The sequence below is a fragment of the Shewanella sp. 0m-6 genome (genome assembly GCF_052977325.1).
In genome coordinates, this window is sequence record NZ_JBRIMD010000009.1 from 1 (window position 1) to 14,085 (window position 14,085).

Annotated in this window: 12 protein-coding genes; 5 read left to right on the forward strand and 7 right to left on the reverse strand. The window is 46.0% G+C overall.

Annotated features, from left to right (window positions below; all coding sequences use genetic code 11):
- Nucleotides 1–151 precede the first annotated feature (151 nt).
- From ACVBJC_RS08925 to ACVBJC_RS08945, 5 genes are all read right to left on the reverse strand, one after another.
- Nucleotides 152–874: a hypothetical protein gene (locus ACVBJC_RS08925; RefSeq protein WP_447160518.1), complete on the reverse strand. Its 723-nt coding sequence runs from the start codon at nt 872–874 to the stop codon at nt 152–154.
- A gap of 156 nt (nt 875–1,030) precedes the next feature.
- Nucleotides 1,031–1,660 (reverse strand): nucleotidyltransferase family protein, encoded by a 630-nt coding sequence (locus ACVBJC_RS08930; protein ID WP_447160519.1) that lies wholly within the window; start codon nt 1,658–1,660, stop codon nt 1,031–1,033.
- Between the two features lie 137 nt (nt 1,661–1,797).
- A complete protein-coding gene (locus tag ACVBJC_RS08935; protein ID WP_447160520.1) occupies nt 1,798–2,196 on the reverse strand; it encodes a YbaY family lipoprotein in 399 nt (132 codons plus the stop codon).
- 30 nt (nt 2,197–2,226) lie between these two features.
- Nucleotides 2,227–3,093, reverse strand: coding sequence for an acyl-CoA thioesterase II (gene tesB / locus ACVBJC_RS08940; RefSeq protein ID WP_447160521.1), 867 nt, complete (start codon nt 3,091–3,093; stop codon nt 2,227–2,229).
- A gap of 212 nt (nt 3,094–3,305) precedes the next feature.
- Nucleotides 3,306–4,241 carry an SDR family NAD(P)-dependent oxidoreductase gene (locus tag ACVBJC_RS08945; protein WP_447160522.1) on the reverse strand — a complete coding sequence of 312 codons (936 nt, stop codon included), beginning with the start codon at nt 4,239–4,241 and terminating at the stop codon, nt 3,306–3,308.
- Between the two features lie 337 nt (nt 4,242–4,578).
- Between ACVBJC_RS08945 and ACVBJC_RS08950 the strand changes: the two genes are divergently transcribed.
- Nucleotides 4,579–5,463, forward strand: coding sequence for a 1,4-dihydroxy-2-naphthoate polyprenyltransferase (locus ACVBJC_RS08950; protein ID WP_447160523.1), 885 nt, complete (start codon nt 4,579–4,581; stop codon nt 5,461–5,463).
- An 80-nt stretch (nt 5,464–5,543) separates the two neighbouring features.
- On the opposite strand, the gene gndA is transcribed toward ACVBJC_RS08950, so the two are convergent.
- Together gndA and ACVBJC_RS08960 are read right to left on the reverse strand one after the other, a co-directional pair.
- A complete protein-coding gene (gene gndA / locus ACVBJC_RS08955) occupies nt 5,544–7,091 on the reverse strand; it encodes an NADP-dependent phosphogluconate dehydrogenase (RefSeq protein ID WP_447160524.1) in 1,548 nt (515 codons plus the stop codon).
- Nucleotides 7,092–7,479: 388 nt separating this feature from the next.
- Nucleotides 7,480–9,384: a propionyl-CoA synthetase gene (locus tag ACVBJC_RS08960; RefSeq protein WP_447160525.1), complete on the reverse strand. Its 1,905-nt coding sequence runs from the start codon at nt 9,382–9,384 to the stop codon at nt 7,480–7,482.
- Nucleotides 9,385–9,746: 362 nt separating this feature from the next.
- On the opposite strand from ACVBJC_RS08960, the gene ACVBJC_RS08965 reads away from it, so the two are divergent.
- The 4 genes from ACVBJC_RS08965 (at nt 9,747) to ACVBJC_RS08980 (ending at nt 14,084) form a co-directional block, all read left to right on the forward strand.
- A complete protein-coding gene (locus ACVBJC_RS08965) occupies nt 9,747–10,145 on the forward strand; it encodes a MerR family transcriptional regulator (RefSeq protein ID WP_447160526.1) in 399 nt (132 codons plus the stop codon).
- A 134-nt stretch (nt 10,146–10,279) separates the two neighbouring features.
- Nucleotides 10,280–11,449 carry an isovaleryl-CoA dehydrogenase gene (locus tag ACVBJC_RS08970; protein WP_447160527.1) on the forward strand — a complete coding sequence of 390 codons (1,170 nt, stop codon included), beginning with the start codon at nt 10,280–10,282 and terminating at the stop codon, nt 11,447–11,449.
- An 85-nt stretch (nt 11,450–11,534) separates the two neighbouring features.
- Nucleotides 11,535–13,142, forward strand: a complete 1,608-nt coding sequence (locus tag ACVBJC_RS08975; protein ID WP_447160528.1) for a carboxyl transferase domain-containing protein — start codon at nt 11,535–11,537, stop codon at nt 13,140–13,142.
- 60 nt (nt 13,143–13,202) lie between these two features.
- A complete protein-coding gene (locus ACVBJC_RS08980; RefSeq protein WP_447160529.1) occupies nt 13,203–14,084 on the forward strand; it encodes an enoyl-CoA hydratase-related protein in 882 nt (293 codons plus the stop codon).
- The last annotated feature ends 1 nt before the right edge of the window (nt 14,085 follow it).

Consider the following 14,085-nt stretch of genomic DNA (forward strand, 5'->3'; position numbering starts at 1 on the left):
AGAGGGGCGCAGAGAAAGAACTTTCCCCAGAACAGTAAAACCAAGGCCTCAACGGTATGCCAAAAATAAAAATGCCGTTCACCTTAAGTGAACGGCATTACTTTATAATCAGCCCTTTTTTGTTATTAATTCAATCACTCATTAATCTCTATCAACTCGCATATTTGTGAGAAATGGGATCGGTAATCACAATGGTGTCACCTCGTAGCATGTAGTTGCCTCCATGCAAGTCCATTACCCCATGGTCATCAATAAAGCTTAGCACCTCAAACAAGGTTTTCAGTAGCTCTTCATATTCGTCAATGATGTTATCTTCAATCACCACAGGCTTGCGCTCTGCGGAATTCATATAGAAATGCGAACGTGGCTCTTGGATCTGCTCAACAAACTCATCGACGCTTTGGACCTCATCGGTAAAAGGCTTCTGTGGATCGGCAAATGGCAATGTCATTGTGCGCAAGGTGCCCCAAAGCTTGCCAAAGTCATCATCGTGAAAATGGCTGGGACGGGTAGGCTCTGTACCATCATCGGTGATGTCTTCTAGTCGCTCAAGCACATAAAAGCGCACTACGCAGCCACTGCTTAATTCAACGGTATCTTCACGATGGATGGTGGGAACATGGGGATTATCTTGATTTTCTGGGCGCATACACCAGCGAGCAAACAGGTAGTAGCCATCAATCTTACTGTTGCACAGTTTGACGACTTTGTCTGGCTCTCCAGGCACTTCGTACACCTCGGCGTAGATACCGGAGGCAATTAAATCAAGGTCAGTAAACCGCTCAAGATATATCGATATATCATCAACCCGATGGATCTCCTCTGCGGTCGCTAACGCTTTAATCTCTTTAATCGCATCAAGGTAAGGTTCCATCGGTTAAGCCACCATTTACAGCAAGAAAAATTTAGAACAACGGCAATGACTAACACGCAAACACCAGCAAGCGATACCAACATCGCCCCTAGCTATGCCCTAATGTGTCAGACAATATATCAACAAAACAAATATTGAATGCTCATAAGTTCACCACTAACCATTATCTCGCAGCTTTGGGTAGGTTTGCAACCACCGCTTATTTTTCACTCGTTGTTCAAACAAAGCACGCTTTGCTTTAGGGTTGTGTTGCAACGACAGATCAAACAGGTACTCAGGTTCAAACGGGCTATGTAAACTTATTTCTGCTTGCCCTAATGAATGTGTTGATGCTGTTGATTTTGCTGCGGATATTGATGTTGATACTAATAATGATAACGGATTTGATGTTAATTGGCAGCTCACCCCAACAGCCGTTTGCTTTTCAGGCCAATAGCTCATGGCATCAAGGCTTGATGTATATCCTTTATGCTGGTTACGCAGGTGCATTCTCGCTTGGTTTTTAACTGACCATGGGTACATAGGCGCGATTCGGCTTAGCTCAGCTTCAATTGCAGTATCCTTATCAACGGATAAGTCACTGGGATCAAAATAAATCAGGTCGATATCATTGAGCGGGCTGTGTAAGCTATGTAATTTGTCCCACACCAAATTTCGGACAAAACCTGCCGCTAGCATCCAATCGTTTAGCTTAAGCTGCTCGGCAATTAGCAAAGCATTGAGCCGGTATTCATCTTCAAGTAACCAGAGCTTTATTTGCGTTTCAACGTCTATTTTAATGGTCAAAAGTTTTTCTCAATAAAAGCTTAATAACTGTCATTTCAGTGCTTCCCCCCCATTTGGGTCAATTGGTATTATTAACCGCATCAGCCTATTTTAGGCAATAAAAAAGGAGCCTTAGCTCCTTTTTCTGTGAGGTTGATTTATGGGGCTGGCACCGCTTTCATCAACACCTCGGTGGTGTACTTATTATTGTTAATCACGGGGTAACGATCGTAAGTTTGGAAAATTACCTTCCCCTGATATTGGATCATCGCAACTACGCCATAATGAATACTGTCGTCGATGGTATCTGCTGGCAGTAAAAACTTAAATGGTACAGGTGCTCTGACAATATCAAAGCTCTTTTGCGCCACAATAACACCAGGTGTATCTAGGTCTATAATCGCAATCGTAATCGAACTACCTTGCGGTAAGGCTAACTTTTCAAGATAACCTGCAGCGCCATTGACGACCACTGGCGGCTTTTCTTGAACGGTCACGCACGCGGTTAATACCAACATACACAGCAGTACGAGACTCTTCTTCATTAATGACATCATGTTACTCATCCTATGTTACTCAAATTATGCTTAGGCTTTCTTTGTCATACGGATAAGGCCTTCTTGTGTGGCTGACGCCACCAACTCACCTTGCTGATTAAAAAATTGGCCTCTTACAAAGCCTCTACCACCACTGGCATTAGGGCTGTCAATGCTATAGAGCAACCACTGACTTAAATCAAATGGGCGGTGGAACCACATAGCGTGATCTATGGTCGCCATGCGCATACCAGGCGTCAAAAATGAGACCCCATGTGGCTGGGCTGCGGTCACTAAGAAATTAAAGTCTGATGCATAAGCGAGCAGATAATCGTGGACACAGAAATTATCAGGTACGGTGCCGTTTGCACGGATCCACACATGACGAATAGGTTCAGATGCTTTAGGCGCAATCGGGTCACTTGGGTTAACTAAGCGCATCTCAATCGGAGTGTCCGCCATAAACTTTTCAAGCACTCTCGAGGGCACTTTATCGCGCAGCGTCATCGCTAATTCTTGTTGGTTAAGCAAGCCTTCAGGGCCTGCAACATCTGGCATTATCGCTTGATGTTCATAGCCCTCTTCATGAGTTTGAAACGAACATGTCATGTAAAAGATTGGCCGACCTTTTTGAATAGCTTTGACTCTGCGTGCGCTAAAACTGCCACCATCACGCATAATTTCGACATCATAAACGATGGGGAGCTTTTCATCACCGGCACGCAAAAAATAAGAATGTAAAGAATGCACCTTACGATCTGAACACACAGTCTGTTTCGCGGCGCTTAAGGCTTGTCCCATAACTTGCCCACCAAAGACATGTCCAAAACCTAAATCTTGGCTTTGTCCACGAAACAACCCTTCTTCAATCTTCTCTAAAGAAAGTAATGCTAATAGATCATCTAATACTTGGCTCATTTCAACCTAAACACTCAGCTAATTATGGCCATAAGCTTAACTCAAGATCCCCTAACCTAGCCAGCTTTATGCAGTCGCTCAGCTAAACGTCGGCTAATTGGCAACCAGATGAATAACACAAGATGCATTCGTAAAATACCGCACCATTCATGCCATTAACCAAAGAGGGTTCAAGTCTTAGTATGCCCATACGATAGCTTGAGCTTTTTAGATTACTTTAATTGAATATGACGCTGATTAGCCGCAGCCTTTGCCCAAGCAAGCACTTGGGCTTCTCCACTTCGATGGGCTGCTACCGGTTGTGCCATATAAATATCAGACCAGCGCTCAGTGATCACCTCAGGGGTGCATTCTTCGGCATTAAAACGGCTCGGAGAAAACTCAACCAGTGCTGCATGGCTAATGCCGCCCGCAGCAGCCAACAAGTGCTGACCAGATGGACACTTAGAGCTACACAAGTACAACATGGTTGCTGTAACTGTAGTTTTTGAAAATAGGGGCCTTACTGTGGGCGCTAGGTGAGCCGCTGTCATTGATGTGACCGCATGGGGAATAATACTATTGACTGCGATACCGTGCTCTGCGCCCTCTAGGTGAAGGCTATTAACCAAACCCATCACCGCCATTTTGCTCGCGCTGAAACTGGTTTCATACATATCACCATATACAGCACTGGCACTACTCATGACCACACGGCCATAACTTTGGCGCTTCATCAGAGGCCAAACGGCTTTAGTCATGTAGAAGGTACCGTTAAGATCGACATCGAGCTGGTGCTTCCAGTTAGACTGACTCATCTGCTCAAAAGCACAAGGTTGATGTATACCGGCATTATTAATTAAAATATCGACTCGACCCCAGCTTTGCACCACATCATTAAGCATTGTGTCTATGTCGTCGGTACGAGTCACATCCAATATAAACGATTTAAACTCTCCACCTAGGGCTGTAATGGCTTCGCCACAGATTTTAAGCCCCGAATCAGGCTCCAAGTTTAACATCTCGCTGGAGCTAACATCCCTTGTTTGACTCGTTTCGTTATCAACCAAAACGACTCGTGCTCCTCGCTCAGCTAGGGCTATCGCATAGGCTCTTCCTAAGCCTGATGCCGCGCCAGTCACTATCGCGACTTGTCCCTCAAAACGCATAGTTTTCGACCTCTAAACAAATTTGTTCATTACAAATGTAGTCGTTGACTGCTAAGACAGCAGTATCATCTCTACAGCGAGGATTAAAGCGATAATTCTTGAGTTCACTCTAGGGATATAATATTGCATACACTCCTGCCTAACAGATGTGCGCTAGTTCAAAATTATTCAATCCTCCAAACTGAAAAAGGATAATGCTGAGCAATTTGTTAAGCTGACCACTTTTAGGCTCATAAAATCCACTTTTTACAACTTGTTAAATTTGCTATGCTATGCCAACTTTTTTTACCTTTATGTCAACTTTCTTTGACGTAAACCTCTGTAAGTAAATATAACCATGAATCCTTGGATACTTGCCATCCGCCCTCGCACCTTGCCTGCGGCGATTGGACCACTGCTGGTTGGTAACGTACTCGCATTGCAACTTGAGCAATTCAGCTTTTTCATTGCTGTTATTTCAATGCTCTGTGCTCTGCTATTACAAATTGCTGTCAACTTGGCTAATGACTATTTTGACTTTAAAAGTGGCGTCGATACTGAAGAACGTGTGGGCCCAGTTCGTGTCACCCAAAGTGGCATGTTAAGCCCAAAGGCTGTGCGCAATGCGATGACCTTATGTTTGGTACTGGCGTTACTTGTTGGCTCTGTGCTTATCTACCATGGCGGTCTACCGATTGCTTTCTTAGCGGCAGCTGCGATACTTGGCGCCCTTGGCTATAGCGGCGGCCCCTACCCACTGGCTTCCCATGGTTTAGGTGAAGTTGCCGCATTTGTATTTTTCGGCCTTGTTGCAGTTGTCGGCAGTTACTTTCTGCAAGCCGGTGAAACGGCAACCAGCGCATGGCTACTTGGCAGTGCCATCGGCTTTCTAAATGCAGCGATTATGCTAGTGAATAATACTCGCGATATGGAAACTGATCTCAAAGCAGGTAAAAAGACCCTCGCGGTTCGTATGGGTCTAGAACAATCTCGCATCTTCTACCAAAGCTTCTTGTATCTGCCATTTGCGATCATTATTGCAGGCTTCTTTATGGGAGCGCTGCCAGGTTTACCCGTACTGTTAGCTGGACTGGCATTTATTATGGCAAGAACCTTAACGCGTGACTTTAATGACGTCACTGGCGCTGCGTTAAATCCATTACTTGGGCGCACTGCTAAGCTCACTATGATTTTCAGCGCATTATTCAGTCTCGGTCTTCTGGCCGATATTTGGATGGCTTAGCTTAAAGCGTTATCGCCACAGCTAGAAACTAAAAAGCCTATCGATTGATAGGCTTTTTAGTTTCAGCGACACAGAAGCGGTTACACCTTATGCAAGCTGCGATCGCCGCTCCAGTTTAAGTGGTATTTCTCACCCGCTGGCTTGTCTGTTCGTTCAAAAGTGTGAGCACCAAAATAATCTCGCTGCCCTTGCAGTAAACTCGCCGGTAAAGTTTCACTACGGTAGCTGTCGTAATAAGCAAGCGCCGAGCTGATACATGGCGCAGGAATACCACTCATCACTGCCGTCGATACAGCCAAGCGCCAATCATTTTGTTTTTCTGACAGCGCGGTTGCAAACGTCTCGGCCATTAACAGGTTCTCAAGCTCACTATCATGCTGATAGGCCTGAGTGATCGACTGCAAGAAGGTGGCACGGATAATACAGCCCGCTCGCCAAATTTTTGCAATTTCAGCAAAATCTAACTGCCAAGCTTGCTCTTTAGCCTGCATCGCCATCAACTGAAAACCTTGGGCGTAACAAGACACTTTTGCACAATAGAGCGCATTTTCAAGCTGGTCGATAAATGTCTGCTTTTCACCGCGGTTAATCGTGGCTAAAAGCACTTCGCTTGGCCCTGATAATACTTGGCTAAGTTGCTGCCTTTGCGCTTTTTGAGTACTGACTGCACGGGCATAAACCGCTTCAGCAATAGTGGGGGCTGGGCAGCCAATTTGTAAACTGCTGACCGCAGTCCAAAGACCCGTGCCTTTTTGGCCAGCCTTATCTAAAATCAAATCAACCAGTGGCGCGCCGGTTAATGGGTCTGCTTGTTTGAGCACATCGGCGCTGATCTGCATTAAGTAGCTATTTAAACTGCCTTGATCCCAGCGCTCAAACACATCCGCTACTTCACTTGGGCTTAATCCTAAACCTTGATTCAGTAATTGATATGCTTCGCAAATGAGCTGCATATCAGCATATTCAATGCCGTTATGCACCATTTTGACGTAATGACCAGAACCCGCAGGCCCAATATAAGTAGTACAAGGTTCGCCTTCTTTGACCGGGTTGCCCGGCTCAAAGCGTTCGATAGGTAAACCTGTTTTAGCATCGACTTTGGCGGCGATGGCTTGCCAAATTGGCTCTATTCTCTTCCAGGCAGTTAAACTGCCGCTTGGCATCAATGATGGACCAAAACGTGCACCGACTTCACCGCCAGAAACCGCGCAGCTAAAAAATTGAAAATCATTAGCGTAACGCTGCTCGCGCTCAACCGTATCGGTCCAAAGGCTATTGCCCGTATCGATAACGATATCATCGGCCTCAATACCAGCTTCAATTAATGACTGGCACACACCATCGACCGGAGCACCCGCAGGAACAGACAAAACGAGTACACGCGGCTTATCTAATTTAGATAACATTTCAGAAAGATTATTACAGGCTTCGATACGGGGTTCAGTTATCTGCTTGAGGTATTGTTTACGTTCGAGTTCTTCTTGCTTAACAGTGTCTTGCACCTTGATATTATCAAGGTCAAATACTGCGACGCGATATTGATTATCCGCTATATTGAGCGCAAGGTTCTTACCCATTACCCCTAAGCCAATCACACCGATATCATAGAGCTGATTTTGGTTATTCATGTCGATTAATTCCGTAGGTCACAGAGGATTGCCCATCTATTATTTTGTATAAGCAACAATCGCACCCATTGCTTATTGAGATGACAGGTTTAATTTTGTTGGCGATTATACAGACTTTGGTAACTTAATTACCAGATAAAGCCAAATGCGTTAACATTTATACATTAATCGTGAACAATGAATTTAGTTCAAAAACGAAAAAAACTGAAACCTAAGTTTCAGCTTTTTTCTGCATTTGCAGGTTAATGCCTATCAGTATAAGACCCATCAGCAAGCATCATTCCCCTGACGGCATAAATGCCGACCTACACAAGATCCAGCGATAGCGGCTCAATAGCTTTGTCTTCGCTTTCCTCGCTGCTAGGACTTGCTTTTCCTAGAACCTTCTTTATACATGCGCATCGGCATAGCCCATACGTGTCAGGGTGTTACGAACGATATCTAAGGTTGCAGGATCTTCTATGGTCGCCGGTACATTGTAACTTTGATTATCGGCAATATTACGCATGGTGCCACGCAAAATTTTACCGCTACGGGTTTTAGGCAGTTTTTGCACCGCACTCACTAGCCTAAACGAGGCCACAGGCCCTATCTCTTGACGCACTAAACTCATGAGCTGGTGATTTAAGTCATCATCATTAAGCGTTACACCTTTTTTAAGTACCACTAGTCCTAATGGCACTTGGCCTTTTAAGGGATCTTTAACCCCGATCACCGCCGCTTCAGCAACAGCATCATGCTGGCACAGAACCTCTTCAAAGCGCCCCGTTGACAGTCGATGCCCAGCCACATTAATAATGTCGTCGATGCGGCTCATTATATATAAGTAGCCCTCTTTATCTTTATAGCCCGCATCTCCCGTTAAGTAATAACCGGGGTACATTGACAGATAACTGTCTTTATAACGCTGCTCGTTTTGCCACAAGGTCGTTAACGTTCCCGGTGGCAGCGGCAGTTTAATCACCACATTACCGGATTCATTCGCCTCGACCTCATCGCCCATCACATCAACCACATCAATTTGATAACCGGGCACCGCTAATGCAGGAGAGCCCGCCTTGACCTCGACAGGCGCATATCCCATCAAGTTTGCCGCTACAGGCCAGCCAGTTTCCGTTTGCCACCAATGGTCAATCACAGGCTTTTTAAGCTTGTCTTCAGTCCAGTGCAAGGTATCTGGGTCGCAGCGCTCGCCCGCTAAGAACACATTTCTCAAGCAACTTAAGTCTATGCCCTGTAAATAGTCACCATTGGGGTCATCACGTTTAATCGCCCTAATCGCTGTCGGAGCTGTAAAGAAGCTTTTCACCTTGTATTTAGCAATCGTTCGCCAAAATGCACCAGGGTCCGGCGTACCAATGGGTTTACCTTCATACAAGATACTTGTCGCCCCGACTAATAATGGACCATAGACAATATAGGAGTGACCAACAACCCAGCCGACATCCGATGCGGCCCAAAAAGCATCACCTGCATTAATGTCATAGATGTGCTTCATCGACCAAGCAAGTGCCACCGCATGGCCGCCGTTGTCGCGTACCACGCCTTTTGGTTGGCCTGTGGTGCCTGATGTATACAAAATATAAAGCGGGTCGGTAGCGTCTAAGGGTTGGCAATCGATATTAGGCGCTGCAGCCACCGCTGCCTGCCAATCAATATCTCGATCAGGTTTCAACTCGGCTTCAAGCTGACCTCGGTTTAATATCAAGCAATGGTCGACTTTATGGCTGGCTTGATCTAACGCTGCATCGAGTAGCGGTTTATATGGGATAACCCCTGATGGCTCAATACCGCAAGATGCTGAAAGAATTAGTTTTGGTTTAGCATCATTAATACGGGTCGCAAGTTCATTAGCCGCAAAGCCACCAAACACTACTGAATGAATTGCGCCAATACGTGCGCAGGCTAGCATAGCAAATGCCGTTTCTGGCACCATTGGCATATAAATCACCACTCGGTCGCCCTTTTTCACACCAATAGAGTCCATGTAACCTGCGAGTCGACTCACTTGCGCCTGTAACTCTCTATAAGAGATCCCATATTCAGTGTCAGTTACAGGGCTCACATATTGCAGCGCAATTTGTGAACCTCGACCCGCTGCAACATGTCTATCTACTGCGTTATAACAAGTGTTGAGTTTGCCGCCTTTAAACCAGTGGTAAAATGGCGCCTCACTGTCATCTAGTACGCTATCCCAAGGGGAAAACCAATCGATTTGGCTGGCAGCTTCTGCCCAAAATATCTCTGGTTGGTTAATTGATTTAGCATGTAATTGCTTATTCTTATCTTTCACAATACTGACTCCAGTTTGCTAGATCTCGGTAACATATTGCGTCGCTAGCGAGCGTTTTTCGTCCATTTATTACTTAACCGCATTATGCTCTGACGATTAAAAAATCCCCATTAGACCTTAGAATGAGTAGGTGAAATACGCAAAAACACTGCTAACAAAAACCACGAGAATGGCACAACTCACTGTTTAAAAGGAATAAATATACAACTCCACGCGTAAAGCAATAAGCCCTATAGCGGTAAATTTAACCTAGTGGCAACCCCGATTGACATTAAAACAAGGGTATCTGACAGGTGTAAACTTTACCTTTACGTAAACTTCATATATCGTGCAATTAATGTAAACAATTATGGTGTTATTTGATGGTAGAGAAGCAGCTCCCACAAACGACATACTCAATCAGTGATCTCTCTAAAGAGTTTGATATCACGACTCGTAGTATTCGTTTTTATGAAGACCAAGGTCTTTTAAAACCAAAGCGCCGTGGTCAAACACGGATCTACAGCCTTAAAGATAGAGTGAGATTGAAGCTTATCTTACGCGGTAAACGGTTAGGCTTTTCATTGGCTGAAACCAGACGTTTATTTGAACTGTACGATGCCGACAAGAATAGCAGTAGTCAGCTACATACCATGCTAGAGCTCGTTGAAGATAAAAAGGTTTCACTTCAACAACAGATGGACGACATCAAAGTCGTACTGATGGAGCTTAATTCGGCTGAACAACAATGCCGCGATGCACTCGAACACAACGCCCAGTAATGGGCTTTTATTTTGCAATGACATTATCTGCAATTGCCATTAATAGAGTAACCCAATAATTATATTAAAATTTCCAAGTATCACGGCATAGATCAGTGAACTTGACTAAACAACATTTGACAGGACACAAGCACATGACTCAACTCTACTCATCTCTAAATTTTGGCCTAGGTGAAGAAGTCGATATGCTGCGCGACGCAGTGCAAAGCTTCGCAGCCAACGAAATCGCACCAATCGCCGCCAAAACAGATCTCGATAACGCTTTTCCTAATGAGCTTTGGCCTGTACTTGGCGATATGGGGCTGCTCGGCGTGACGGTATCTGAAGAGTATGGGGGAGCTGAAATGGGCTACTTGGCCCACGTGGTCGCTATGGAGGAGATCTCGCGCGCTTCAGCATCTATTGGTCTTAGCTACGGCGCGCACTCCAACCTATGTGTTAACCAAATTAACCGCAACGGTAATAGCGAACAAAAAGCCAAGTACTTACCCAAGCTCATCACAGGCGAACACATTGGCGCCCTTGCGATGAGTGAGCCCAATGCGGGATCTGATGTTGTATCAATGAAACTACACGCCCGCAAAGAGGGTGACAGATACATACTCAACGGCAACAAAATGTGGATCACCAACGGTCCTGATGCTCATACCTATGTTATCTATGCCAAAACCGATCTCGATAAAGGTGCCCACGGCATTACGGCATTTATTGTTGAGCGCGGCTCTAAAGGCTTTAGCACGGCGCAGAAGCTAGACAAACTCGGTATGCGCGGCTCAAACACCTGTGAGTTGGTATTTGAAGATTGTGAAGTACCAGAAGAGAACATTCTTGGTGGCCTCAACAACGGCGTTAAAGTCTTGATGAGCGGACTTGATTACGAACGCGTGGTGCTGTCTGGTGGCCCGCTTGGGATCATGACAGCCTGTATGGATATCGTCGTGCCTTATATTCACGAGCGTGAGCAATTTGGTAAATCGATTGGTCAATTCCAGCTAGTACAGGGCAAGCTTGCCGATATGTACACCGGCATGAACGCTGCCAAATCTTATATCTACAACGTCGCTAAATCTTGTGATCGCGGCGAAACCACCCGTAAAGATGCAGCAGGTGCAATCCTTTATTCTGCAGAACTTGCCACCAAGATGGCCCTAGATGCCATTCAACTGCTTGGCGGTAACGGTTATGTCAATGAATACGCCACTGGTCGCTTATTGCGTGATGCCAAGCTTTATGAAATTGGGGCTGGCACCTCAGAAATTCGCCGCATGCTGATAGGCCGCGAGCTATTTAACGAATCAAAGTAATGCTTATGCTCGATATCACGGGTTTATAGCAAAGCATAAGGGCGGTTAGCCGCCTCACTCTTCCAGCTTCAAAAGGATTGAAATTGTGACGCAACTTAGCAGTCGTATTAATACACGTAGCGATGAGTTTAAAGCTAAATTTGATGACATGGCTACAGTGGTTCAAGACTTAAAACTAAAACTACATCAGATTGAGCAAGGCGGCGGAGAAGTCGCCCGTAGCCGTCACCTTTCTCGTGGCAAACTGCTTCCGCGTCAGCGGGTAGAAAAACTGCTGGATCCGGGCTCTCCTTTTCTAGAAATTTCTCAATTTGCCGCCTTTGAGCTTTATGAAGATGTAGTGCCTGCAGCGGGTGTCATCGCAGGTATTGGCCGCGTAAGTGGCGTTGAATGCATGATTATCGCCAACGATGCCACAGTAAAGGGTGGCACCTATTACCCCGTTACCGTTAAAAAGCATCTACGCGCCCAAGATATTGCCAGTCGTTGCCACCTACCTTGTATTTATCTCGTGGACTCTGGCGGCGCGAACCTGCCCCGCCAAGATGAAGTCTTTCCAGATAGAGACCATTTCGGGCGAATTTTCTATAACCAAGCGCAGATGTCAGCCAAAGGCATTCCACAAATCGCTGTAGTAATGGGGCTGTGTACCGCAGGCGGCGCTTATGTACCTGCGATGGCTGATGAGTCGATTATCGTTAAAGAGCAAGGCACTATCTTTTTAGCGGGCCCGCCGTTAGTTAAAGCCGCGACCGGTGAAGAAGTGACTGCTGAAGAGCTAGGCGGCGCTGAAGTGCACACCAAAATTTCGGGCGTGGCGGATCATATGGCGCAAAACGATGAACACGCGCTAGAGCTTGCCCGTAAAGCGGTGACTCGCCTTAATCATCAAAAACAAATTACTGCTCAGCTTAGCCCAGTAAAACCACCTAAATTTGATATCAATGAGCTTTACGGCATCGTAGGCACTGATCTTAAAAAGCCGTTCGATGTAAAAGAGGTAATTGCTCGCCTTGTCGATGACTCAGACTTTGATGAGTTTAAAGCCAATTACGGCAATACCTTAGTGTGTGGCTTTGCCCGCATTCATGGCTATCCGGTAGGGATTGTGGCCAATAACGGCATCTTATTCTCGGAGTCTGCGCAAAAAGGCGCGCACTTTATTGAACTGTGTTGCCAACGCAAAATACCGCTTTTGTTCCTACAAAATATCACCGGTTTTATGGTGGGTAAAAAATACGAACATGAAGGCATAGCCAAACACGGCGCAAAAATGGTGACTGCGGTGTCTTGCGCTAACGTACCTAAATTTACCGTCATTATTGGCGGTAGCTACGGCGCGGGTAATTACGGCATGTGTGGCCGTGCATTTGAGCCCACTATGATGTGGATGTGGCCCAATGCCCGCATATCCGTAATGGGTGGAGAACAAGCCGCGGGCGTATTAGCAACGGTTAAACGTGACGGGCTGGCACGTAAGGGCCTTGAGTGGTCTGATGATGAAGAACAAGCATTCCGTAAACCCATTGTTGAGCAATACGATAAAGAAGGTCATCCTTATCATGCCAGCGCCCGCTTATGGGACGATGGGATTATCGATCCGGTTCAAACCCGTGATGTAGTTGGTTTAGCGCTTTCAGCCGCGCTAAATGCTCCAATTGAAGACACTAAGTTTGGTGTATTTCGCATGTAATGGCAGTTTGCCATTTAAGCCAAAAACCATCGACTCAGACAATAAAATGGACCAACAATAATGAATACATCAGTCACCACAGACACCGAACAACTGACCGAGCAATTAGCATATGTAAATTGCTCAGTCGATGGCGGCGTGGCGCAAATGGTGCTCGACCGCAGCGATAAGCATAACGCCTTTGATGAAGTGATGATTAAGGAAATGATCACAGTACTTGAACACTTCGCCGTCAATCCAAAGTGCCAAGTATTAGTGCTTAAAGCCAACGGTAAAAACTTCAGCGCTGGCGCCGATCTTAACTGGATGCGCAAGCAAGCCAAGATGGATTTTGAGCAGAACTTAGCTGACGCCAACGAGCTGGCAAAACTGATGTCAGTACTCGATAAATTTCCTAAACCCACGATTGCACTCGTACAAGGGGCAGCCTTTGGCGGTGCACTCGGGCTTATTTGCTGCAGCGATATCGCCATTGCCAATGAGCGCGCCAGCTTTTGCTTGAGTGAAGTCAAACTGGGTTTAATTCCTGCAGTGATTAGCCCTTATGTCACTCGCGCGATGGGCCAACGCGCTGCGCGCCGTTACATGCTCACCGCTGAGCGGTTCAATGCGCAAAAAGCACTTGAGCTACAGATCATCCATGAGATTAATGACGAACTCGATGCGGCCGCCACCCCCATCATTGAATCACTACTGAGTAACAGTCCACAGGGTATGGCCTGGGCTAAGGCGCTACTTTCCACCCTAGAAAATGGCGTTATCGATCAAACAACGTTAGATCGCACTAGCGAGCGGATCGCCCGTATTCGTGTTTCAGATGAAGGGCAAGAAGGCCTTAATGCCTTCTTTGAAAAGCGCCCGCCAAAATGGCCAACAACGACCGACTTTAACGCGGCAACAAAAAATAATAACCAAACCGCCAGCGGGCAAGGAGCCAAATAAT

Excerpts from the sequence above, each read along its gene's own strand:
- ACVBJC_RS08925 (WP_447160518.1), bottom strand. The coding sequence starts at position 874 with ATGGAACCTTACCTTGATGCGATTAAAGAGATTAAAGCGTTAGCGACC.
- ACVBJC_RS08935 (WP_447160520.1), bottom strand. The coding sequence starts at position 2,196 with ATGATGTCATTAATGAAGAAGAGTCTCGTACTGCTGTGTATGTTGGTA.
- tesB (WP_447160521.1), bottom strand. The coding sequence starts at position 3,093 with ATGAGCCAAGTATTAGATGATCTATTAGCATTACTTTCTTTAGAGAAG.
- ACVBJC_RS08945 (WP_447160522.1), bottom strand. The coding sequence starts at position 4,241 with ATGCGTTTTGAGGGACAAGTCGCGATAGTGACTGGCGCGGCATCAGGC.
- ACVBJC_RS08950 (WP_447160523.1), top strand. The coding sequence starts at position 4,579 with ATGAATCCTTGGATACTTGCCATCCGCCCTCGCACCTTGCCTGCGGCG.
- gndA (WP_447160524.1), bottom strand. The coding sequence starts at position 7,091 with ATGAATAACCAAAATCAGCTCTATGATATCGGTGTGATTGGCTTAGGG.
- ACVBJC_RS08965 (WP_447160526.1), top strand. The coding sequence starts at position 9,747 with ATGGTAGAGAAGCAGCTCCCACAAACGACATACTCAATCAGTGATCTC.
- ACVBJC_RS08970 (WP_447160527.1), top strand. The coding sequence starts at position 10,280 with ATGACTCAACTCTACTCATCTCTAAATTTTGGCCTAGGTGAAGAAGTC.
- ACVBJC_RS08980 (WP_447160529.1), top strand. The coding sequence starts at position 13,203 with ATGAATACATCAGTCACCACAGACACCGAACAACTGACCGAGCAATTA.